19 protein-coding genes and 1 riboswitch are annotated in these 20,336 nt (G+C 72.6%); of the genes, 7 read left to right on the plus strand and 12 right to left on the minus strand.

All coding sequences use genetic code 11. The features are described 5' to 3' along the window. Positions 1–66: 66 nt before the first annotated feature. Entirely contained in the window at positions 67–1,341 is a 1,275-nt protein-coding gene (locus EAD98_RS08600) for an aminotransferase class V-fold PLP-dependent enzyme (RefSeq protein WP_121653523.1), read from the minus strand. A 46-nt stretch (positions 1,342–1,387) separates the two neighbouring features. Then, a riboswitch (SAM riboswitch) is annotated at positions 1,388–1,508 on the minus strand. Between the two features lie 23 nt (positions 1,509–1,531). On the opposite strand from EAD98_RS08600, the gene EAD98_RS08605 reads away from it, so the two are divergent. Further along, entirely contained in the window at positions 1,532–3,010 is a 1,479-nt protein-coding gene (locus EAD98_RS08605) for a PrsW family intramembrane metalloprotease (RefSeq protein ID WP_121653524.1), read from the plus strand. A 14-nt stretch (positions 3,011–3,024) separates the two neighbouring features. On the opposite strand, the gene EAD98_RS31220 is transcribed toward EAD98_RS08605, so the two are convergent. Further along, entirely contained in the window at positions 3,025–3,192 is a 168-nt protein-coding gene (locus EAD98_RS31220) for a hypothetical protein (protein ID WP_199723342.1), read from the minus strand. Between the two features lie 93 nt (positions 3,193–3,285). Further along, on the minus strand, positions 3,286–3,624 hold the full coding sequence (locus EAD98_RS08610; RefSeq protein ID WP_121653525.1) for a co-chaperone GroES: 339 nt from the start codon (positions 3,622–3,624) through the stop codon (positions 3,286–3,288). 159 nt (positions 3,625–3,783) lie between these two features. On the opposite strand from EAD98_RS08610, the gene EAD98_RS08615 reads away from it, so the two are divergent. Next, positions 3,784–5,082 carry an AI-2E family transporter gene (locus EAD98_RS08615; protein WP_121653602.1) on the plus strand — a complete coding sequence of 433 codons (1,299 nt, stop codon included), beginning with the start codon at positions 3,784–3,786 and terminating at the stop codon, positions 5,080–5,082. A 14-nt stretch (positions 5,083–5,096) separates the two neighbouring features. Here EAD98_RS08615 and EAD98_RS08620 read toward each other — a convergent pair whose 3' ends face one another. Further along, positions 5,097–7,286, minus strand: a complete 2,190-nt coding sequence (locus EAD98_RS08620; RefSeq protein WP_199723343.1) for an ATP-dependent DNA helicase — start codon at positions 7,284–7,286, stop codon at positions 5,097–5,099. Positions 7,287–7,377: 91 nt separating this feature from the next. On the opposite strand from EAD98_RS08620, the gene EAD98_RS08625 reads away from it, so the two are divergent. Next, the gene (locus tag EAD98_RS08625; protein ID WP_121653526.1) at positions 7,378–7,884 is read left to right on the plus strand and encodes a DUF402 domain-containing protein; all 507 of its coding nucleotides are present in this window, start codon (positions 7,378–7,380) and stop codon (positions 7,882–7,884) included. A 25-nt stretch (positions 7,885–7,909) separates the two neighbouring features. Here the strand turns inward: EAD98_RS08625 and sigJ are convergent, their stop codons facing one another. Continuing rightward, a complete protein-coding gene (sigJ, locus tag EAD98_RS08630) occupies positions 7,910–8,875 on the minus strand; it encodes an RNA polymerase sigma factor SigJ (protein WP_121653527.1) in 966 nt (321 codons plus the stop codon). A 139-nt stretch (positions 8,876–9,014) separates the two neighbouring features. Here sigJ and EAD98_RS08635 point away from each other — a divergent pair, with 139 nt between their 5' ends. The 3 genes from EAD98_RS08635 (at position 9,015) to EAD98_RS08645 (ending at position 11,729) form a co-directional block, all read left to right on the plus strand. Further along, positions 9,015–9,956 (plus strand): PPK2 family polyphosphate kinase, encoded by a 942-nt coding sequence (locus tag EAD98_RS08635; RefSeq protein ID WP_121653528.1) that lies wholly within the window; start codon positions 9,015–9,017, stop codon positions 9,954–9,956. 128 nt (positions 9,957–10,084) lie between these two features. Continuing rightward, positions 10,085–10,711: a DUF47 domain-containing protein gene (locus EAD98_RS08640; protein ID WP_121653529.1), complete on the plus strand. Its 627-nt coding sequence runs from the start codon at positions 10,085–10,087 to the stop codon at positions 10,709–10,711. Between the two features lie 10 nt (positions 10,712–10,721). After that, positions 10,722–11,729 (plus strand): inorganic phosphate transporter, encoded by a 1,008-nt coding sequence (locus EAD98_RS08645; protein WP_121653604.1) that lies wholly within the window; start codon positions 10,722–10,724, stop codon positions 11,727–11,729. A 70-nt stretch (positions 11,730–11,799) separates the two neighbouring features. Here the strand turns inward: EAD98_RS08645 and EAD98_RS08650 are convergent, their stop codons facing one another. Beyond that, a complete protein-coding gene (locus EAD98_RS08650; protein ID WP_121653530.1) occupies positions 11,800–12,768 on the minus strand; it encodes a Gfo/Idh/MocA family protein in 969 nt (322 codons plus the stop codon). Between the two features lie 265 nt (positions 12,769–13,033). Between EAD98_RS08650 and EAD98_RS08655 the strand changes: the two genes are divergently transcribed. Beyond that, positions 13,034–13,867 (plus strand): NUDIX domain-containing protein, encoded by an 834-nt coding sequence (locus EAD98_RS08655; RefSeq protein WP_121653531.1) that lies wholly within the window; start codon positions 13,034–13,036, stop codon positions 13,865–13,867. A 157-nt stretch (positions 13,868–14,024) separates the two neighbouring features. Here EAD98_RS08655 and pstB read toward each other — a convergent pair whose 3' ends face one another. The 6 genes from pstB to EAD98_RS08685 form a co-directional block, all read right to left on the minus strand. After that, positions 14,025–14,801, minus strand: a complete 777-nt coding sequence (gene pstB, locus EAD98_RS08660) for a phosphate ABC transporter ATP-binding protein PstB (RefSeq protein WP_121653532.1) — start codon at positions 14,799–14,801, stop codon at positions 14,025–14,027. Positions 14,802–14,821: 20 nt separating this feature from the next. Then, positions 14,822–15,910, minus strand: coding sequence for a phosphate ABC transporter permease PstA (gene pstA, locus EAD98_RS08665; protein WP_121653533.1), 1,089 nt, complete (start codon positions 15,908–15,910; stop codon positions 14,822–14,824). Next, a complete protein-coding gene (gene pstC / locus EAD98_RS08670; protein WP_121653534.1) occupies positions 15,907–16,998 on the minus strand; it encodes a phosphate ABC transporter permease subunit PstC in 1,092 nt (363 codons plus the stop codon). The genes pstA and pstC overlap by 4 nt, the downstream gene beginning before the upstream one ends. Positions 16,999–17,037: 39 nt before the next feature. Next, positions 17,038–18,144 carry a phosphate ABC transporter substrate-binding protein PstS gene (pstS, locus tag EAD98_RS08675; RefSeq protein WP_121653535.1) on the minus strand — a complete coding sequence of 369 codons (1,107 nt, stop codon included), beginning with the start codon at positions 18,142–18,144 and terminating at the stop codon, positions 17,038–17,040. A 292-nt stretch (positions 18,145–18,436) separates the two neighbouring features. Then, positions 18,437–19,363 carry a mycothiol synthase gene (gene mshD / locus EAD98_RS08680; protein ID WP_121653536.1) on the minus strand — a complete coding sequence of 309 codons (927 nt, stop codon included), beginning with the start codon at positions 19,361–19,363 and terminating at the stop codon, positions 18,437–18,439. A gap of 63 nt (positions 19,364–19,426) precedes the next feature. After that, positions 19,427–20,290 (minus strand): polysaccharide deacetylase family protein, encoded by an 864-nt coding sequence (locus tag EAD98_RS08685; RefSeq protein ID WP_121653537.1) that lies wholly within the window; start codon positions 20,288–20,290, stop codon positions 19,427–19,429. Between the last annotated feature and the right edge of the window lie 46 nt (positions 20,291–20,336).

Below are 20,336 nucleotides of genomic sequence, written 5' to 3' on the forward strand. Positions count from 1 at the left end.
CCGCCGTCCCGGCTCAGCCGTTGCGCCGGCCGTCCCCGGCTCGGCCGCTGCGCCGGCCGTCCCGGCTCAGCCCAGCGTGGCGAGGGCGGCGAGCAGCCGGTCCACCTGAGCGGAGGTGCTGCCCAGGCCGATGCTGGCGCGCAGCGCGGTGGGCGGCAGGTCCCGCCGGCCGGTGCGCCCCGCGGCCTCGGTCAGCAGCCGCCGAGCCAGCGGGTGGGCGCAGAACAGGCCGTCCCGTACGCCGATCCGGTGATCGACGGCCAGCCGGGCGGCCACCTCGGCCGAGTCCCACCCGGCGACCACGAACGAGACGATGCCGACGCGGGGCGCGTCCGGGCCGAAGGTGCGCAGCTCCACCACGTGCGGCAGGGCCGCGATACCGGCCCGCAGCCGGCCCAGCAGCTCCTGCTCGGTGGCGGCCAGCGCCGCCCGGTCCGCCCCGGCCAGCGCCTCGCACACCGCGGCCAGCGCCACCGCGCCGAGCAGGTTCGGCGTGCCGCCCTCGTGCCGGGCCGGGCCGGTCACCCAGGTCACGTCGTGCGTGGCCGGCCCGACGTGGCTGGTGGCGCCACCACCGGCCAGGTACGGCGCAGCGGCGTCCAGCCAGTCGGCCCGGCCGACCAGCACGCCCGCGCCGAACGGCGCGTACAGCTTGTGGCCGGAGACGGCCAGGTAGTCCACGTCGAGCGCGAGCACGTCGACCGGGACGTGCGGGGCGAGCTGGGCGGCGTCGAGGACGATCCGTGCCCCGTGCCGGTGGGCCACCCGGGCCAGCTCGGCGACCGGCCAGCGCTCACCGGTCACGTTGCTCGCCCCGGTCACCGCGACCAGCACCGGCAGTGCCGCGTTGCTGTCCCGGCGCAGCTCGGTGAGGGCGGCGGCGAGAGCGCGTACCGCCTCGGCGGGATCGGTGGGCACCGGCAGCCGTACCGAGCCGCGTGGCCAGGGCAGCAGGTTGGCGTGGTGCTCGCCCGCGAAGGTGACCACCGTCGTGCCGGCGGGCACCGCCCGCGCCAGCAGGTTGAGCGCGTCCGTCGTGTTGCGGGTGAAGATCACGTGGTCGTCGGCGCGCGCGCCGAAGAAGTCGCCCACCGTCTGCCGGGCCCGCTCGTAGGCCAGCGTGCAGCGCCGGGACAGCGCTCCCGCGCCGCGGTGCACGCTCGCGTACCAGGGCAGCAGCTCGGCCACCGCGTCGGCGGCGGCCCGCGCGCACGGCGCGCTGGCCGCGTAGTCCAGGTTGATCTCGCCCGGTACGCCGAGCACGTCGAGCGGCCGCGACGGTGCCGGCGCGGGCGCGCTGACGGGCCGGGTGGGCAGCGAGGGTACGAGGGTGACGGACACGCCGGAACCTCCGGGGTCAGGGACCCCGGGTGCGATGTCCGGACGGGGTCCGCGCTTGCCCAGCACGCCGATCGGGCTGGGCCCGGTCATCACCCGGGGCACCCCACCGCGAACTCGACGAGGGTTGCCGGCCAGCAAGCCGGGGCTTGACGCTGGCGCTCGTGACCTGTCGGCAGCATAGCGGCTGCCAATGGGCCCGGACCAGCCGGCGGCGGATGGCTACGCTGACCGCATGGCCGACACCCCGCCCGGTGCACCCCTGCCGTCGCCGCCCGCGTCCGCAGCCCCGTCCACCGGCGAGGCGCCCCGGATGCCGCTACGCCGCCTGGGCTGGCGGCGGTTCCTGGTGCTCGCCGGGGTGGTGCTGTTCATCGCCGGGTGCGCGGTGTTCATGGTCTTCACGCTCGGCCAGTCGCTCGGCGTACGGGCACTGCTGATCGGGGTGGTCGCCGCCATCCTGCCGGTGCCGGTGCTGGTCGCCTGCTTCCTCTGGCTGGACCGGTACGAGCCGGAGCCGCTGAAGTATCTGATCTTCTGTTTCGCCTGGGGGGCGTTCGTCTCCACCGCCGCCTCGCTCACCGTGAACGAGTTCGCCGCCGGCCGGTTCGCCGACTGGGGGCTGCCGGCCGCGCTGACCGGGGTGCTGGTGGCGCCGTTCATCGAGGAGCTGACCAAGGCCCTCGGCCCGATCCTGCTGCTGGTGTTCCGTCGCCGGGAGTGGTCCGGGATCACCGACGGCCTGGTCTACTGCGGGCTCTCCGCGGTCGGGTTCGCCATGGTGGAGAACATCCTCTACCTGGGCGGGTACGGCTACGCGACCGGCGCCGACCGGTACGGCCCGGCGACGGGCACCCAGCAGGTCATCGCCATCTTCATCGTCCGGATCCTGCTGTTCGGGTTCGCCCATCCGCTGTTCACCTCGATGACCGGTGTGGGGCTCGGTGTCGCGGCCCGTACCGCCGACCGGCGCGTACGGGTGCTCGCCCCGGTCGCCGGTCTGCTGCTGGCGATGATGCTGCACGGCACCTGGAACCTGCTGCCGACGCTCACCCAGGCCACCGGCGAGGCGCTGATCATGCTGTACGGCTTCCTGGGCCTGATGGTGCCGATCTTCTTCGGAATGGTGGGGCTGGCGGTGTGGCTGCGCGCGTGGGAGGGCCGGCTCACCGAGCGGACGTTGCCGGACTACGTGCGCGCCGGCTGGCTGAGCCCGCCCGAGGTGGCCGCGTTGAGCAGCCTCGGTCGCCGGCACGCGGCCCGTAGTTGGGCACGCCGGGTGGCCGGGGACGCCGGGGTGCGGGCGATGCGCGGGTACCAGTTCGCAGCGACCCGGCTGGCCCTGCTGCGCGACGGGTCGCTGCGCGGTCTGGACCGCAAGCCCGCCGACCGGGAACGGACGGCCTTCGAGGAGCGGCAGCTGCTGGAGGCGATCACCGCGTACCGGTCGTTCTTCGTGGGGCGGGACCCGCAGGCCCCGGCCGGGGTCTGGGACGGCAGCCGCTACCACCTGCGCTTCCCGGACGGCTCGCAGCGTCCGGTGGCCGCGCCGGAGGAGCCGGTGGTGCCGATCCCGGTGGTGCTGGCCGCGCCGCAACCTCCGGTGGGATACGCCCCGCAGGGCTGGTACGGCCCTCCGCCGGGGGCGCCCTGGCCGCCCCGCCACCAGTGACGGCCGGCGGCGGCTCAGGTCATCAGGGTGGTGAGGAAGTCACCGAGGCCCTGGGCCATCGCCATCAGCGCGGCCCCGATCGCCTTGAACATCTGCGCGGCGCCGTCCGGCCGGAATGCCATGAAGTAGATCAGGAACGCGACGCTGCCCCAGGCCAACAGCTTCTTCACGAATACCGGCATCGTCCCTCCCCAGGGCCACGGTCGCCGGATGGCTTCCCTTCGTGCGGCCTGGCAAACGGTGCGCGGTGGGGCGCGGTGGCCGGGGGAGGCGCGTCAGAGGTAGAGGCCGGTGGAGTCGTTCTCGATCCGTTCGGCGGCCACGGCGTGCACGTCCCGCTCCCGCAGCAGCACGTACCCGCGGCCGTGCAGCTCGACCTCGGAGCGGTCGTCCGGGTCGAAGAGCACCCGGTCGCCGGAGACGATGGCGCGGACGTTCGGACCGACTCCGACGGCGGTGGCCCAGGCGAGGCGCTTGCCGACCGCGGCGGTCGCCGGGATGACGATGCCGGCGGTGGAGCGGCGCTCGCCCTCGCTGCCCTCCATCCGCACCAGCACACGGTCGTGCAGCAGGCGGATCGGCAAACCGGTGTCGAGATCCTGGTCGGCGGTCACGTCGCAGACGCTACCGTGTGGCCGACGGCCGGCCCGACGGTGGTTACGCACGAGGCGGTCGGGGCAATGTGTGGCGGAACTGCCCTATGGTGTCGGGGGCGGACGTAAGCTGTCCGCCCTGTCGCTGTGGGCGGACCGGTTCTCTGCCAGGAGGTGCGCTTGAGCCGCTTCGAGCGGGTACGCGGGCGGCTCCGCCGCGCCTACCAGTCGGGACGGGAGTCGGTGCGCGCCAATCGGAGCGTGTCGAGCGACGACTCGGAGCCGGCCCGGGTGGCCTCGCCCGCCGTGCCGGGGCCGGCCGCGCCCCCGTCGGCCACGGTCGTCGGCGCGCAACCCCCGGCGGACCTGCACAGCTCGACCTCCAGCCGGGACGACGCCGACGTCCCGCACGGGCTGCGGATCGCCGCCGCGTGGTGCTGGCGGCTGATCGTGATCGGCGTGGTGGCCTGGGCGCTGCTCCGGATCGTCGGCACCATCAAGATCGTGATCATTCCGCTGGCCATCGCCCTGCTGCTCTCGGCGTTGCTCGCACCGGCGGTGGGCTGGCTGCTGCGGGCCCGGCTGCCCCGGTCGCTGGCGACGGCCGTGGTGCTGGTCGGGGGTCTGGCCGGGGTGATCGGCACGCTGACCCTGGTGGTCAACGAGTTCATCCGGGGGGCGCCGGAGCTGAGCGAGAAGTCCTCGCAGGGCGTCCGGCAGATCCAGAACTGGCTGAAGACGGGCCCGCTGCACCTCTCCGACACCCAGCTCGACCGCTACATCGACGAGGCGCAGGATTGGATCAACTCCAACACCTCGGACCTCACCAGCGGGGCGCTGAGCACCGCGGCGACGCTGGCGGAGGTGCTGACCGGCACGCTGCTGGTGCTCTTCGCGACGTTCTTCTTCCTGCGCGACGGCAACCGGATCTGGCGCTTCCTGGTCCGGCTGCTGCCGGTGGCCGCCCGGTGGAAGGTCGATGACGCCGGCCGCGCGTCCTGGCACACGCTCGGCGCCTACGTCCGGGCGACCGTGCTGGTGGCCTTCATCGACGCGGTGGGCATCGGCATCTTCCTGGTCGTCTTCGACGTCCCGTTCGCCTTCCCGCTGGCCGCGCTGGTCTTCCTCGGCGCGTTCATCCCGATCGTCGGTGCGGCGCTCTCCGGTGGCGTGGCGGTGCTGGTGGCGCTCGTCGACAGCGGCCCGGTCACCGCGTTGATCATCCTGGGCGCGGTGATCGGCGTGCAGCAGGTGGAGGGGCACGTGCTCCAGCCGCTGATCATGGGCCGGGCGGTGGCCATCCACCCGCTCGCGGTGATCATCGGTATCGCCGCCGGGGTGGTGCTCGCCGGGATCACCGGTGCGCTGGTGTCCGTGCCGCTGATCGCGGTGCTGAACACCGCGGTCCGCCGGCTGGCCGCCCGGACGGTCCCGGACACCCCTCCCGACGCCGTGGTGGTCGCCGCGCAGGCTCCCTGACCCGCGGCCGGCGGTCAGGTGCCGGCGAGGCGTTGCAGCGCGCCGCGGGCCACCTCGGGACGGGTGGTGTACCAGAACGGCGGCAGCGAGCGACGCAGGAAGGGCCCGTAGCCGCGGGCGGTCTCCAGCCGGGAGTCGAGCACCGCGACCACCCCGCGGTCACCGGTCGCCCGGATCAACCGGCCCACGCCCTGCGCCAGCCGGACCGCCGCGATCGGCACGCTGACCGCCGCGAAGCCCGAGCCGCCGCCGGCGTCCACGGCTGCCGCGCGCGCCGCCGCCAGCGGCTCGTCCGGCCGCGGAAAGGGCAGCCGGTCGATGACCACGAGCTGACAGGCGTCGCCCGGCACGTCCACCCCCTGCCAGAGCGACATCACCCCGAACAGGCAGCTGGAGCGCTCCTCGCGGAAGCGGCGGACCAGCAGTGGCAGCGCCTCCTCGCCCTGCAACAGCACCGGCAGGTCGGTCCGCGCGCGCAGCAGCTCCGCCGCCTGCTGCGCGGCCCGCCGGGAGGAGAAGAGCCCGAGAGTACGACCACCGAGCGCCTCGACCAGCGCGAGCAGCTCCTCCCCGGCCGCCTCCGGGAGCCCGGAGACGCTGGGCCGGGGCAGGTGCGCCGCGACGTACAGGATGCCCTGCCGGGCGTAGTCGAACGGCGACCCCACATCCAGCGACCGCCACCCCGGACCCTCGGTCGCCGGGACGGTGGCGGCGTCGGCCAGCCGGCGGCCCGGCGTCTCGGCCGCCGGGCGGCCCGGGCCGGTGCGGGCGGCCAGCGAGGCGGCGGCCGGGGACGCCGGGACCGGCGGCGCGTCCAACCCGAGAGCGCGGGCAACCGTGTCGAACCGGCCACCCAGCGCCAGGGTGGCGGACGTGGCGACCACGGTGCGCTCGTCGTACAGGTGGGTGGCGAGGGTGCCGGCCACCGACAGCGGCGCGACCACCAGCGCCCGCCGGCTGCCGCTGTCGTTCTTCTCCACCCAGGCCACGTCGTGGTCGGCCTCCTCCAGCAGCCGCTGCGCGGTCGTGGAGAGCTCGTCCAGCACCGCCTTGGCCTGCTGCTTGCGGACCGGGTCGGGATCGTCGGACTTGACCTCGCCGATCGCGTCCAGCGCGGCGCGGGTGGCCGCGTCGAGCAGCGTGCACGCCTCCCGCAGCGGCGTCGGCAGCCCGGCGGTGAGACGCCCGGCCGGCGTTTCGGCCAGCCCGACCGCGAGGGCGTCGCCGGCGGCGGTGAGCGCTTCGGCGGTCTCCGGCCGCAGCAGCGGGCGGGCCCGCCGGGTGGACCGGTCGATCAACTCCGGCACCAGTTCCGCCTGTGCCGCCGACGAGACCCGGTCGGCCAGCTCGTGTGCCTCGTCCACGATCAGCAGCTTGTGCGGCGGCACGATGTGCCGGTCGGCCAGCATGTCCACGGCGAGCAGGCTGTGGTTGGTCACCACGATGTCCGCCTCGCGGGCCCGGGCCCGGGACGCCTCGGCGAAGCACTCCGCCCCGAACGGGCAGCGGGTCGCCCCGACGCACTCCCGGGCCGGCATCGACACCAACCGCCAGGCCTGGTCGTCGACCCCCGGGTCCAGTTCGTCGCGGTCGCCGGTGGCGGTCCGTTCGGCCCAGTCGCGCAGCCGCTCGATCTGCTTGCCCATCCGGCCCGCCTCACCGAGCCACTTCGTCCCGCCGCCCGGGCGGGCGGCCGGGGCGTCGAAGAGCGTGTCCTCCGGCTCCTCGGCGGTGGAGTTGTCCAGCCGGGCCAGGCAGAGGTAGTGGTGGCGGCCCTTGAGCACCGCGAAGGTGGGCCGGCGGCCGAGGAGCGGCTCGACCGCGTCGGCCATCCGGGGCAGGTCGTGGTCGACCAGCTGGGACTGCAACGCCAGGGTGGCGGTGGAGACCACCACCGGGCCGTCCACGGTCAGCGCCGGCGCGAGATACGCCAGCGACTTGCCGGTGCCGGTGCCCGCCTGGACGAGCAGGTGCTCGCCGGTGGTCACGCACTCCTCGATCGCCGTGGTCATCTCCTGCTGGCCGGGGCGCGCCGCGCCGCCGGGCACCGCGCCGACCGCCGCCGCGAGCAGCTCCGCCCCGCTCGGCCGGGCACCCCGTCGCCGGCTACCGGCACGGGCCGACGGGGTGGCGGAACCGGTGGCGGTGCGGGGCGGAGTCACCGTGCGACGGTACCCGCCGCAGCCGACACGGGCTGAGCCCATCCGCCCGCGTGGCGCGGCGCCGGGCGGGTCCGGCAGCGTCCGGTTACGACCGCGCTACGACGCGTGGGCAGTATCGGTTAGGGTGCGAATCATGCCGAGCGACGTGGTCCGAGTGATCTACCGCAAGTACGACGGCAGCGCCCACCGTGACTACCCGGCCCGCCGGCTCGCCGAGGACGACCTCGGCATCTGGCTCGGCGTGCCGGCCGGCACCGAGTCGGTCTACCACGGCCGCCCGTCGGTGGAGAAGATCCCGTTCGTCCTGCTGGTGCCGCACCACGCGTGGTGGACGGGAATGTTCAACCCGCCGCCGCGGACCAGCGAGGTCTACTGCGACATCGCCACCCCGGCCCACTGGGAGTCCGACGACATCGTCCACCTGATCGACCTGGACCTGGACGTGGTCCGACGCCGGGCCACCGGGCTGGTGGAGCTGCTCGACGAGGACGAGTTCGCCGAGCACCGCGCCCGGTACGGCTACCCGGAGGACGTGGTCGTCGAGGCCGAGGCGGCGGCCCGCTGGCTGTTCGGCGCGCTCGGCGACGGCACCGAGCCGTTCGCCACCTCGTACCGCAAGTGGCTGGCCCTGGTGGTCTGAGCCCGCAGGCGCCCGACCGGCCGGCTCACCAGCGCGGCGGCCACCGGTCGTCGTCGCCCAACGGCGGCACCTCGGTCAGCTTCTCCGGGTTGAGCTGGTTGAACATGCCGGTGATCCGGCCCTCGTGCACGGCGAACGCGGTGACCATGCGGATCGGCCGGCCGTCCGTGTGCACCGTCTCCAACTGGAGGCCGAGCACACCGTCGACCAGCACCGGCCGCGCCAGCACCCGGTGGGCGTACCGGCCGGCCCGGCCGAACAGGCCGAGCGTGAAGCGACCCACCGCTTCCGCGCCGACCACCGGCCGACGGGCCGCCGGGAAGTGCCCGCCCGAGTCGCCGATGAAAACCACGTCCGGCGCGAGCAACCGCAGCAGTGGATCCAGTTCGCCGGACTCGGTGGCGGCGACGAATGCTTCGAGCACGCGCCGCTGCTCGGCCGGGTCGGCCGTCTGCCGGGGCACGTCCGGTGCGGTGACCGCCCGCCGTGCTCGGGAGGCGAGCTGCCGGGCGGCCACCTCGGTGGTGCCGAGCACGTCGGCGACCCGGGCGAACGGCACCGCGAACACGTCGTGCAGCACGAGAGCGACCCGCTGCTCCGGCGCGAGCCGCTCCAGCACCACCATCAGCGCCGTGCCGACCTGGTCCGTGCGTACCGCCCGTTCCGCGGGGTCGGGGGCGTACCCGTCGGTGGGCGCCGCGGCGCCCACCGGGCGCACCGCCGGCTCCGGCAGCCACTGCCCGGGGTACGCCTCCCGCCGGACCCGGGCCGAGCGGAGCACATCCAGGCAGATCCGGGCGCAGGTGGTGGTCAGCCAGGCGGACAGCTCGCGGATCTCGGCGCGTGCCGCCGGGTCGGCGAGCGCACCGGCGTAACGCAGCCACGTCTCCTGGACCGCGTCCTCGGCCTCGCTGCGGCTGCCCAGCATCCGGTGGGCCACCGCGAGCAGCCGGCCCCGCTCGGCCTCGAACTCCGTCGCCAGGTCCCGCATGAGCCACCTCTCCCCGGCCGGCGCCTGCCGCGCACATCCTCCCGGCAACCGGACGCGCCGGCAGCCCCGAACGTACCGCCCGCCGTGACGGGGCGGCGCTCGGCGGGCGGTTCGTCGGCGGGTGGGCGATGATCCGAGGATGAGCGCACCCCAGGAAGCGCAGATCGTGGCGCCCGACGGCGGCCCGATGCGGACGTTGCTGCGGGTCACCGCACCGGTGGATCTCGGGCGGATCGACCCCCGGTCCACGCCCGGCCTGCCGGGGACCGAGGTGACCGGCGAGCACCGCAAGGCCTGGGCCCGCGCGCAGGTGGAGCTGGTCGGCGGTGAGCTGGGCCAGCAGCAGGAGATGCTCTTCGCGATGGCCAAGGCCGGCTCGGACCGGCCGGCGCACCGGGTGCTGCTGGTGCTCCAGGCGATGGACTGCGGCGGCAAGGACGGCACGATCAAGCGGGTGGCCGGCGCCATGAACCCGCTGGGCCTGCACATCCGCTCGTTCGGGCCGCCCACCCCTCAGGAGCTGCGACACGACTTCCTGTGGCGGATCCGCAGGGCGCTGCCGCCGCCGGGGTACGTGGGGATGTTCAACCGGTCGCACTACGAGGACGTGCTGATCGCCCGGGTCGGCTCGCTGGTGCCGGAGTCGACCTGGCGGGCCCGCTATGACGAAATCAACTCCTTCGAGCAGGAGCTGGTCGAGGACGGCGTGACCCTGGTCAAGGTGATGCTGCACATCTCGTACGCCGAGCAGGGCGAACGGCTGCTGGAGCGGCTCACCGACCCCCGCAAGCACTGGAAGTACAACCCCTCCGACGTCGACTCCCGGGCTCGTTGGGACGACTACCAGGCCGCGTACGCCGAGGCGCTGAGCCGGTGCGGCACGGACGCCGCGCCGTGGTTCGTGGTGCCGGCGGACCGGAAGTGGTACCGGGACTGGGCGGTGGCCCACCTGCTGCGAGAGACGTTCGACACCCTCGATCTGGGGTATCCGCCTGCCGATTTCGACGTGGCCCGCGAGCGCGAACGGTTGCGTGCTGGGGGAGCGGTGGCGCATGGGACGGCCGAGATGAACAGCAGGTGAACGACCGGTGAATGAGGCTTGACCAGGGGTGGGCCGACGAATTCGCGGTTCTGGCGTTTCCTAGCATTCACCGAGCGACCACCCGACGGGTACCGCAACCCTTCCACCGACGCGACGAGGTCTGTGCTGTGAAGTTTTCCTTCCGCCCCACCGAGGGCGCCTTCTACGAGCTCTTCACCAGGGCCGCGCAGAACCTGGTCCGGGGCACCGAGCTGCTGAACGAGCTGGCCCTGCCCGGCGTCGACGTGCAGTCGGTCAGCGAGCGGCTGACCGAGGTCGAGCACGACAGCGACCAGATCACCCACGAGCTGTACAAGAAGATCAACTCCACCTTCATCACGCCGTTCGACCGGGAGGACATCTACCGGCTCGGCTCGCTGCTCGACGACGTGATGGACCACCTGGAGGCGGTCGGCGACCTGCTCTACCTCTACGGGCTGACCGAGCTTCCGGCGCTGCCGCGCGAGCTGCACGAGATGGTGAACGTGCTCGACCAGCAGGCCAAGTTGACCGCCGACGCGATGCCCCGGCTGAAGTCGATGAAGGACCTCGAGGACTACTGGATCGAGTGCAACCGGCTGGAGAACGAGGGCGACCGGATCAACCGGCAGCTGCTCGTCCGCCTCTTCTCCGGTGAGTACGACGCGTTGACGGTGCTGAAGATGAAGGAGGTGGCCGACGAGCTGGAGGCCGCCTGTGACGCCTTCGAGCACGTCGCCAACACGGTCGAGACCATCGCGGTCAAGGAGTCCTGATCCTGTGACACTGACTCCCGAACTCATCGCCGTGCTGGCGGTGATCGGGGTGGCCTTGGCGTTCGACTACACCAACGGCTTCCACGACGCCGCCAACGCGATCGCGACAAGTGTCTCGACCCGGGCGCTGACACCCCGGATCGCCCTGCTGCTCGCCGCGGTGGGCAACTTCATCGGCGCGCACTTCGGCGCGGGGGTGGCCAAGACCGTCGGCGACGGCCTGGTCACTCTCCCCACCGGCGTGAGCAGCCTGGGGGTGGTCTTCGCCGGGGTGCTCGGCGCCATCGCCTGGAACCTGATCACCTGGTATTTCGGCCTGCCCTCGTCGTCCTCGCACGCGCTCTTCGGTGGTCTGGTCGGCGCGACCCTGCTGTCCACCGGCGGCATCGTGCAGTGGGGCAACATCGGGGTGAAGGTGTTGCTGCCGATGGTGCTCTCGCCGATCGTCGGCCTCACCCTGGGCTACCTGCTGATGCTGGCCATCCTCTGGCTGTTCCGGAAGGGGCAGCCGGGCAAGCTCAACCGCGGCTTCCGCTGGGCGCAGACCGCCTCGGCGGCGGCCATGTCGGTCGGTCACGGCATGCAGGACGCGGCCAAGACCATGGGCATCGTGGTGCTGGCGCTCTACACCGGTGGCTTCCAGGAGAGCAAGACGCACATCCCGGGCTGGGTGTTCTGGACCTCGGCGACCATGCTGGCCCTCGGCACGTACGCCGGCGGCTGGCGGATCATCCGCACTCTCGGACGCAAGATCATCGACCTCGGGCCGCCGGAGGGCTTCGCCGCCGAGACGGTGGCCAGTGCGGTGCTCTACTTCAACGCCCTGGTGCTCAAGGCGCCGATCTCCACCACCCACACGATCACCTCGGCGATCATGGGCGTGGGCGCGACCAAGCGGCTCTCCGCGGTCCGCTGGAATGTCGCCGGCAACATCGTGATCGCCTGGATCATCACGTTCCCGGCCGCCGCGCTGATCGCCTGCGTCACCTACCTGCTGGTCCGCCCGCTCTTCGGCTGACCCACCCGGCTACGACGAAAGGGCCCCTTGTCGACGCGATCGTCGACAAGGGGGCCTTTCCTTTCGGACATCAGATGTACCGCACGCCGATCTGCTCGCGTACGGCGTCGAGCAGGGCCATCACCTCGAGGGTGACGGTGTGCGGCACCAGCGGGCTCTCGGTCAGCCCGGCCGCCAGGCAGCGCTGCACCTCGATCGCCTCGTACTGGTAGCCGTTGCCGGTCGTGTCCGCGGTGATCGTCTCCGGCTCGGCGCCGTCCCGGTGCAGGGTCAGCGAGTCGGGCCGGAAGAACGGCTCGGGCAGCTCGATCCGGCCGCTGCTGCCGGTGATCGCTGCGGACTGCCCGCTCAACCCGACCATGCCGCAGCTGAGCGTGGCCAACGCGCCGGTGTCGTAGCCGAACAGGATGCCGGTGTTCTCGTCCGTCCCCTCCGGGCCGAGCTGCGCCCAGGACCGGATGTGCTGCGGCACGCCCAGCAGCAGGTGAGCCAGGCTGATCGGGTAGATCCCCAGGTCCAGCAGGGCGCCCCCGCCCAGTGCCGCGTTGCGCATCCGGTGCTCCGGCGGGAAGGGCCCGGACACCCCGAAGTCGGCCCGGACGCTGCTCACCGTGCCGATGGCCCCCTGGGCGATCAGCTCGACCGCCCGAAGGATCAGCGGGTTGGTCCGCATCCACATGGCCTCCATCAGGAAGACCCCGGCGGCGCGGGCGGTGTCCACCAGTTCGGTGCTGGTGGCCAGGTCGAGGGTGAACGGCTTCTCCAGCAGCACCGCCCGTCCGGCGGTCAGGCAGGTCATCGCCGCCTCGTGGTGCGCGGCGTGCGGGGTGGCCACGTAGATCACGTCGACGTCCGGGTCGGCGGCCAACTCCACCCAGGAGCCGTAGGCGCGCTTCGCGCCGTGCTTGTCGGCGAAGCGCTGCGCGCTGTCCGCGGCGCGGGAGCCGACCGCGACCAGTTCGGCGTCCGGCACCAGCCGGAGGTCTTCGGCGAAACGGCTGGCGATGTGGCCGGTGGCCAGGATGCCCCAACGAGTCATGCCGGCACGCTAGCCGAGCCGGGTGAACGCCCCCTCGCCCGGCCGCCGCCGGCTCATCCGTCGGGACCCGGTGCGGTCCTGGTCGCCCTGCCGCTCCGGCCGGCCGGCCACCCCTGCGCGTCCCCCTTTGCTCTGCTTATCTGGACGCACCAGTTGGCAGCCGTTTCTGTTGCGTGGGATGAAGCAGAGCAAAGGGCGGTGCGAGCGGAGCCGACCGGCACACCGGCCGGGCGGGGCCGAACGGTCGGGGAACTAGGCTCGCGACATGACGATCGACAGTGACGGCTTCGCCGCCCCGGCCGCCCTGGTCGAGCACGCGCGCCGGTTCCGGGCCGAGGGCGGCACCCCGGCGGTGCCCCGGGTCGCGGCCACCGTGCTGCTGCTGCGTCCGACCGACGTCGACTTCGAGGTGTACGTCATCCGCCGGGTCGCCGCGATGACCTTCGGCGGGATGTACGCCTTCCCCGGCGGTGGCGTGGACCGTTCCGACTCCGCCGCACACCTGGACTGGGCCGGCCCGGCGCCGACTGAGTGGTCGGAGCGGCTCGGGGTGGCCCCGGACGCCGCCCAGGCGGTGGTCTGCGCCGCCGCCCGGGAGGTCTTCGAGGAGGCCGGGGTGCTGCTCGCCGGCCCCGATCAGGGGACCGTGGTGGGCGACGTGAGCGGCGACGACTGGGAGACGGCCCGGCAGGATCTGGAGGGGCGTCGGCTGGGCTTCGCGGCCCTGCTCGCCGGGCGGGGGCTGACGCTACGGTCGGACCTGCTGCTGCCGTGGAGCCGGTGGATCACCCCGGAGTTCGAGCCGCGCCGCTTCGACACGTACTTCTTCGTCGCCCTGCTGCCGGCGGGGCAGCGGACCCGGGACGTCTCCGGCGAGGCCGACCACACCCTCTGGATCCGCCCCGCGGACGCGCTGGCCCGGGCCGAGGCGGGCGAGCTGACCATGCTGCCGCCGACCCTCGTCACGCTGGCCCAGGTGGCGGCGGCCGGCGACCTGGCCGGGGTGGCGCGGGCGTCGGCCGACCGGGACGCGGCCACCCCCGTCACCCCGCGCCTGGACCTGCCGCCCGACGGTGAGCCGCGCTTCGTGCTCGGCTGACCGCGCTGGCGGCCGTGCTCGGCTGACCGCGCTGCCTGCCGTGCTCGGCTGACCGCGCTGGCGGCGGGCGAGGCGCGCGGCGCGCGGGACGCCGAACAGGGGACCGGCGTCCACGCCGTGATGGCGGGACGCCGGTGACGGACCGGGAACCAGCGGCTCAGCCGAAGCGGCCGGTGATGTAGTCCTCGGTCTTCTTCACGCTCGGGTTGCTGAAGATCTTCTGCGTGTTGTCGTACTCGATCAGCCGGCCCGGGTCGCCGGTCTTCTCGATCGAGAAGAAGGCGGTCCGGTCCGACACCCGAGCGGCCTGCTGCATGTTGTGCGTCACGATGATGATCGTGAACTTGTCCTTGAGCTGGAACATCAGGTCCTCGATCGCCAGGGTGGAGATCGGGTCCAGGGCCGAGCAGGGCTCGTCCATCAGCACGACCTGCGGCTCGACGGCGATGGTCCGGGCGATGCAGAGCCGCTGCTGCTGACCGCCGGAGAGGCCCGCGCCGGGCTTGCCCAGCCGGTCCTTGACCTCGTCCCACAGGTTCGCCGAGCGCAGCGCCTTCTCGGCCGCCTCCTCCAGGATCGACTTGCGCCGCACGCCGTTGAGCTTCAGCCCGGCGACCACGTTCTCGAAGATGCTCATGGTGGGGAACGGGTTCGGCCGCTGGAAGACCATGCCGATCATGCGCCGGACCGCGGTGACGTCCACGTCCCGGTCGTAGATGTCCTGGTCGTCGATGGTCAGGTTGCCCTCGACCCGGGCACCCGGCAGCACCTCGTGCATTCGGTTGATCGACCGCAGGAACGTGGACTTGCCGCAGCCGGACGGGCCGATCAGGGCGGTGACCGTCTTCGGCTCGACGGTCAGGTTGATGTTCTCGATCGCCTTGAAGCCGCCGTAGTAGGCGGTGACGTTCGAGGCTTCGACACGCTTGGCCATGGTGGTGGTACCTCCGGGGTTCATCGGCTGAGCCGGTTACGACGGGCCAGCAGCTTCGCCGCGATCGTCAGGATGAGCACGAGGGCGACCAGGGTGAGTGCCGCCGTCCACGCCCGTGCCGGCGCGTACTTCGACGCGTCACCGGCCTGCTGGTAGACGAAGAGGGACAGCGACGACTGGTTGTTCTCGAAGGGGTTGACGTTGATGGCGGCACCGCCGCCGGCCACCAGCAGCACCGGCGCGGTCTCGCCGGCCGCGCGGGCGATGGCGAGCATCACGCCGGTGACGATGCCGGGGAGCGCGGTCGGCAGCACCACCCGCAGGATGGTCTTCCACTTGGGTACGCCGAGTGCGTAGGCGCCCTCGCGCAGTGGCGGCGGTACGAGGCGGAGCATCTCCTCGGTGGACCGGACGATGGTCGGCAGCATCAGCACGCTCAGCGCGAGCGCGGCGGCGAAGCCGGAGAAGCTCGGCCGACCGTCGTTGAACCACGGCGACACGACCAGCACCCAGAACGCCAGCACGAAGAGGCCGGAGACGATCGACGGGATACCGGTCATCACGTCCACGAAGAACCGGATCGCGAAGGCGAACTTGCCCCGGCCGTACTCGACGATGTAGATCGCGCAGAGGATGCCGAGCGGCACGGTGATCAGGGTGGCGATGCCGACCTGCTCCAGCGTGCCGAGGATCGCGTGGTACGCGCCGCCGTTGGCGTCCCGGGCCCCGATGTTGTTCATCGAGGTCTGGAAGAAGTTGACGTCCAGCCGCTCGGCGCCCTTGCTGACCAGTGTCCACACCACCGACACGAGCGGCAGGACCGCCAGCACGAACGCGGAGTGGATCAGCGCGCTCCAGGTGCGGTTGCGCGCCGAGCGGCGCCCTTCGACCGCGTTGGCCGCGGCGAAGAGCCCGGTCAGGTAGAGCACCGCGCCGAGGGCGACCACGAGGACCGGGCCGCCGATGTCGGTGCCGTAGACGATCACGGCGGAGAGCGCCAGGGCCGCCACGGCGAGGGCCGGTGCGGCGTACCAGGGCAGCCGCCTGGCCCGCAGCGTGGCGGGCTCGGCCGGCGGACGGGTGCGGTGGGAGGTGACGGTTGTGGTCATGCGGCCGACTCCGTGAACTCCCGGCGGCGGTAGATGATCGCCCGCGCCGTGATGTTGACGATCAGCGTGATGGTGAACAGCACCAGGCCGGAGGCGATCAGCGCGCCCCGGCCGGTCTCGTTCGCCTCGCCGAACGCGTTGGCGATGTTGGCGGCGATGGTGTTGCCGCCGTTCTGGATCAGGTTGAACGAGATGCCGAAGGTGATGCCGAGGGTCATGGCCAGGGCGATGGTCTCGCCGAGCGCACGGCCGAGGCCGAGCATCACCGCGGCGATGATGCCGGGACGGCCGTAGGGCAGCACCGCGGTGCGGAGCATCTCCCAGCGGGTGGCGCCCAGGGCGAGAGCGGCTTCCTCGTTCGCGGTCGGCGTCTGGAGGAACACCTCGCGGGAGAGCGACGTGATGATCGGCAACACCATGATCGCGAGCACCAGGGCGCCGAGCATGATCGACTTACCGAACGGCCCGTCGCCGCCGAAGATCGGGATCCAGCCGAAGTACTCGTTCAGCCAGACCGAGAAGTCCCGGACCGGGTTGACGAAGATGTCCCGGCCCCAGAGACCGAAGACCACGCTCGGTACGGCGGCGAGCAGGTCGACCAGGAAGCCGAGCGCGGTGCCCAGCCGGCGGGGCGCGTAGTGCGAGAGGTAGAGCGCGATGCCCAGCGCCACCGGCACTGCCATGAGCAGCGCCAGCGCCGCACTGAGCACGGTGCCGAAGGCGAGCGTGCCGATGCCGAACTTCGGCTCCGTCTCGTTGGGGGACCAGCCCTCGTAGGACCAGAAGTTCTCGGTGTTGGCGCGCAGGGCCGGCACCGCCTTGGCGATCAGGAAGATCGCGATGGCGGCGATGATGACCAGAACGGCGGTGCCGGCGGCCAGGGTGAGGCCGTGGAAGGCCCGCTCGGCGCCGAATTTCCGGCTGCGCGGCAGCGCGCCGCCGCCGCCCAGCCCGACGCCGCCCGGGGAACGGGTGCTGACTGGTGCCTCGGCCACACGCGCCGAGGCACCGGCGGGCCACTCGTGACTCTGGGTCACGCGCGTCCCGCCGGTGCCGGCGTCGGCCGAGCGGTGAGGGGTTTCACCCATCTGCTCGCTCGATTCGGTTGCGGAGGTGGTGGGTTCGGGTCAGGAGAGGTTCTTGACCGCGGTCTCGACCTTGGTGCGGACCGTCTCCGGCAGCGGGGCGTAGCCCAGGTCGGTCAGCGAGGTCTGGCCCTCGGCGCTGGCGGCGTAGCCCAGCAGACCCTTGACCAGCTTGAGCTTGTCGGCCGCGAGGCCCTTGCTGCAGACGATCTCGTACGTCGCCAGGACGATCGGGTAGGCCCCGGCCTCCTTGGTGTTGTAGTCGATCGACAGCTTCAGGTCGTCGCCCTGGCCCTCGACCTTGGCGCCGGCGATGGTCTTGCCAGCCGCCTCGGCGGTCAGCGCGGCGAACTCGCCGTTGCCGTTGCCGATCTTGGCCATCTTCAGGCCGGCGTTCTCGGCGAACGACCACTCCATGTAGCCGATGGAGCCGTCCGCGCCCTTGACCGAGCTGGCCACGCCGTCCGAGCCCTTGGCACCGGTGCCGCCCGGGGCCTTCCACGCCTTGGCCTTGCCGAGGGTCCAGTCGGTCTCGGCGGTCTTGGACAGGAAGTTGGTGAAGTTGTCGGTGGTGCCCGACTCGTCCGAACGGTGGACGGTCTGGATGGTGGTCGCCGGGAGGGTGGCGCCCGGGTTGTCGGCCTTGATCGCCGCGTCATCCCACTTGGTGACCTTGCCGGCGAAGACCTTCGCCAGGGTGGCCGGCTTGAGCTGGAGGTTGTCCACGCCGCTGACGTTGTAGGCGATGGCTACCGGGCCGATCACCATCGGCAGGTGGATGGCCTTGCCGCCGACGCACTTGGCGTCGGCCTGCGGCTGCTCCTCCGGCTTGAGCGCGGAGTCGGAGCCGGCGAAGTCGGCGGTCCCGGCGATGAACGCCTGGATGCCGGCGCCCGAGCCGGTCGGCTCGTAGTTGATCGTGGTGCCGGTGCACTTCTGCTGGTACGCCTTGATCCACTCGGCCATGGCGTTCTTCTGCGCCGACGAGCCCTGGGCGTTCAGCGTTCCGGTTGCGCAGTCGACCGCGGCGGTCGAGCCCGAAGCGCTGGCGCCGGAGGCGGGCTCGTTGTTGTCCGAGCCGCATGCACTGAGGCCGAGCGTCGCGGCGAGAGCGAGGCAGGCAATAGTGCCGTACCGCTGGAGCTTCACCTGAGGGGTTTCCCTTCGCGTCTGACTTGGCGCCCCGATGCCGGGGCCCGAGAACCGGCACTGACCGGCTGACACGAAAGTTAGAAGTGCCAGGTAGCCGGTTCGCCGGTCGCAAGTGAACGCGAAGTGAACACGTACGGCCCTCCAGATGACCGCTCGCTGAGGGTGAGTTGTCCGTTAAGTGAACCGGGGTACACCTGTCGGAAGTATGATCATATTTCCGGTACGGTGTTATCTCGCCGACGCGCGGCCGTTACCCGCCGGTGACCCGCCCTCGGCGGCGGAACGCCGGTCAGCCGAGGTGGTAGTTGATGTGCGCGGACCAGCGGGCGAAGCCGAGCCGCTCGTAGAGCGCCACCGCCCCGGTGTTCGACTCGTCCACATAGAGCATCACCCGGTCCAGCCCGCGCCGGTCCCGCAGGTACGCCAGCCCGGCGCTGGTCAGCGCCCTGCCGAGCCCACCGCCGTGCGCGGTCGGCTCCACGCCGAGCACGTACACCTCGCCGATCCGGGCCGACCCCGGGCGCTCGTGCACCTTGGTCCAATGGAAGCCGAGCAGCCGGCCGGTGGCGGTCTCCTCGGCGAGCAGGAAGCCGGCCGGGTCGAACCACGGCTCCGCGAGGCGGACTCGCAGGTCCTCCGAGGTCCACCGACCCTGCTCGGGGTGCTCGGCGAAGGCCTGGGCGTTGAGGGCCAGCCAGGCGGCGTCGTCGGCCCCCGGCCGGAACTCGCGCAGCACCACTCCTTCGGGCAGTCGCGGGTCCGTCAGCGGGGCGGCCAGTGGTCGGCGCAGTTGCCAGAGCACCCGGGCACGGGTGAACCCGAGGTCGACCGCGAGTGCGGCGGCCGATGGGTGGTCACCGTGCGCCCAGGCCCGCAGCGGCCCGGTGGCGGAGGCGAGCACGCCCCGGACCAGCGCCCGCCCGGTGCCCCGCCGCCGGTACGCGGGGTGCACCACCAACTCCACCCCGATCCCGCCCACCGGGTCGGTGGTGTCGAGGTGTGCGTACCCGGTGAGAACGCCGTCGTCGCCGCGGGCGATCAGGTGCACGGCCGGGGCGTCCGGGTCGCGCAGTCGGAGCAGGACGTGTTCGTCGAGCGGGTCCGCGCCGTCGGTGTCGCCCGCGGAACGGGCCAGAGCCAGCACATCGGCGATCTCCGCCGGAGTCGGTCGGTCGGTTCGGGTCACCTGATCGCTGGTCGGCTCGGCGCTGCTCATCCCGTCACCGTAGCCGCCGGAAACGGCGGTTCGCCGAGATCCCCGGCCGCGGCGCGGGCCGGCTCACGTCGGATCGTCGGGGAGCGCCTCCAGCTGGAACCGCTGGGTCAGGTCGGGCAGGATCCGGCGCAGTGCGTCCACCGTGCCCTGCCGGTCTCCACCAGCGTCGTGCAGCAGGACCACCGAGCCGGGTTCGGCCTGGGTGACGACCGTGGCGGCGATCTTGCCGGCGCCGGGTGCCTCCCAGTCCGACGGGTCCACCGACCAGTGCAGCGGAGTCATGCCGAGCTGCCGCGCCACCGACACCACGGGGTAGGTCCAGGCGCCGCCGGGCTGGCGGTACCAGACGATCGGCGCGTCGGGCACCGCTGCCCGGATCGCCTCGTTGGTCCGCAGCATGTCGGCACGGATCATGTCGGCCGACCGGTTGCCCAGCGTGACGTCGTGGTGCCAGGAGTGGTTGCACAGCGTGTGCCCGTCGGCCACGATCTCCTGGATCAGATCGGGGTGGTACTGGGCGTTCTCGCCCACCACGCAGAACGTGGCCTTGACGTCGAACTCGCGCAGCGTGGCGAGGACCTGCGGGGTGTAGCGCGGGTCCGGCCCGTCGTCGAAGGTCAGCGCGAGCCGCTCGGTGCCGGTGGTGGAGTGCGCGCCGAACAGCTGGTCACCCTGGGCGTCCCGCCCCGACCCGTCCTGGCCGGACTCGGTGGGGCCGCCGCTGTGATCCGCGGTCGGGGCCCCGCTCGGCTCGTCGCCGGTGGGTTGGTCGGCGTAGTGCGGCTCGTCCGCGGTGACCCCGGTGGCCTGCCGCTGGGGCTGGTCGGGGACGAGGCTGCGGCCCAGCAGGTACGCCGTGCCGAGCAGGGCTGCCACCACCAACGTCACGATGCCCGCTGCCCGGACGGTCGAGTTGACCCGCGTCACGGCTTCCGCCCGGCTGGCCGGTCACGCCGGCCCGTCGCCCCCGTGG

The organism is Micromonospora sp. CV4 (genome assembly GCF_003667455.1).
Taxonomy (GTDB): Bacteria; Actinomycetota; Actinomycetes; order Mycobacteriales; family Micromonosporaceae; genus Micromonospora.

Bases quoted from the DNA above. Each gene is read 5' to 3' on its own strand.
- EAD98_RS31220 (WP_199723342.1), bottom strand. From the start codon at position 3,192: ATGCCGGTATTCGTGAAGAAGCTGTTGGCCTGGGGCAGCGTCGCGTTC.
- EAD98_RS08650 (WP_121653530.1), bottom strand. From the start codon at position 12,768: ATGACTCGTTGGGGCATCCTGGCCACCGGCCACATCGCCAGCCGTTTC.
- sigJ (WP_121653527.1), bottom strand. From the start codon at position 8,875: ATGCGGGACCTGGCGACGGAGTTCGAGGCCGAGCGGGGCCGGCTGCTC.
- EAD98_RS08605 (WP_121653524.1), top strand. From the start codon at position 1,532: ATGGGCCCGGACCAGCCGGCGGCGGATGGCTACGCTGACCGCATGGCC.
- mshD (WP_121653536.1), bottom strand. From the start codon at position 19,363: ATGAGCAGCGCCGAGCCGACCAGCGATCAGGTGACCCGAACCGACCGA.
- EAD98_RS08635 (WP_121653528.1), top strand. From the start codon at position 9,015: ATGAGCGCACCCCAGGAAGCGCAGATCGTGGCGCCCGACGGCGGCCCG.
- pstB (WP_121653532.1), bottom strand. From the start codon at position 14,801: ATGGCCAAGCGTGTCGAAGCCTCGAACGTCACCGCCTACTACGGCGGC.
- EAD98_RS08620 (WP_199723343.1), bottom strand. From the start codon at position 7,286: ATGGGCTCAGCCCGTGTCGGCTGCGGCGGGTACCGTCGCACGGTGACT.
- pstA (WP_121653533.1), bottom strand. From the start codon at position 15,910: ATGACCACAACCGTCACCTCCCACCGCACCCGTCCGCCGGCCGAGCCC.
- EAD98_RS08625 (WP_121653526.1), top strand. From the start codon at position 7,378: ATGCCGAGCGACGTGGTCCGAGTGATCTACCGCAAGTACGACGGCAGC.
- EAD98_RS08655 (WP_121653531.1), top strand. From the start codon at position 13,034: ATGACGATCGACAGTGACGGCTTCGCCGCCCCGGCCGCCCTGGTCGAG.
- pstC (WP_121653534.1), bottom strand. From the start codon at position 16,998: ATGGGTGAAACCCCTCACCGCTCGGCCGACGCCGGCACCGGCGGGACG.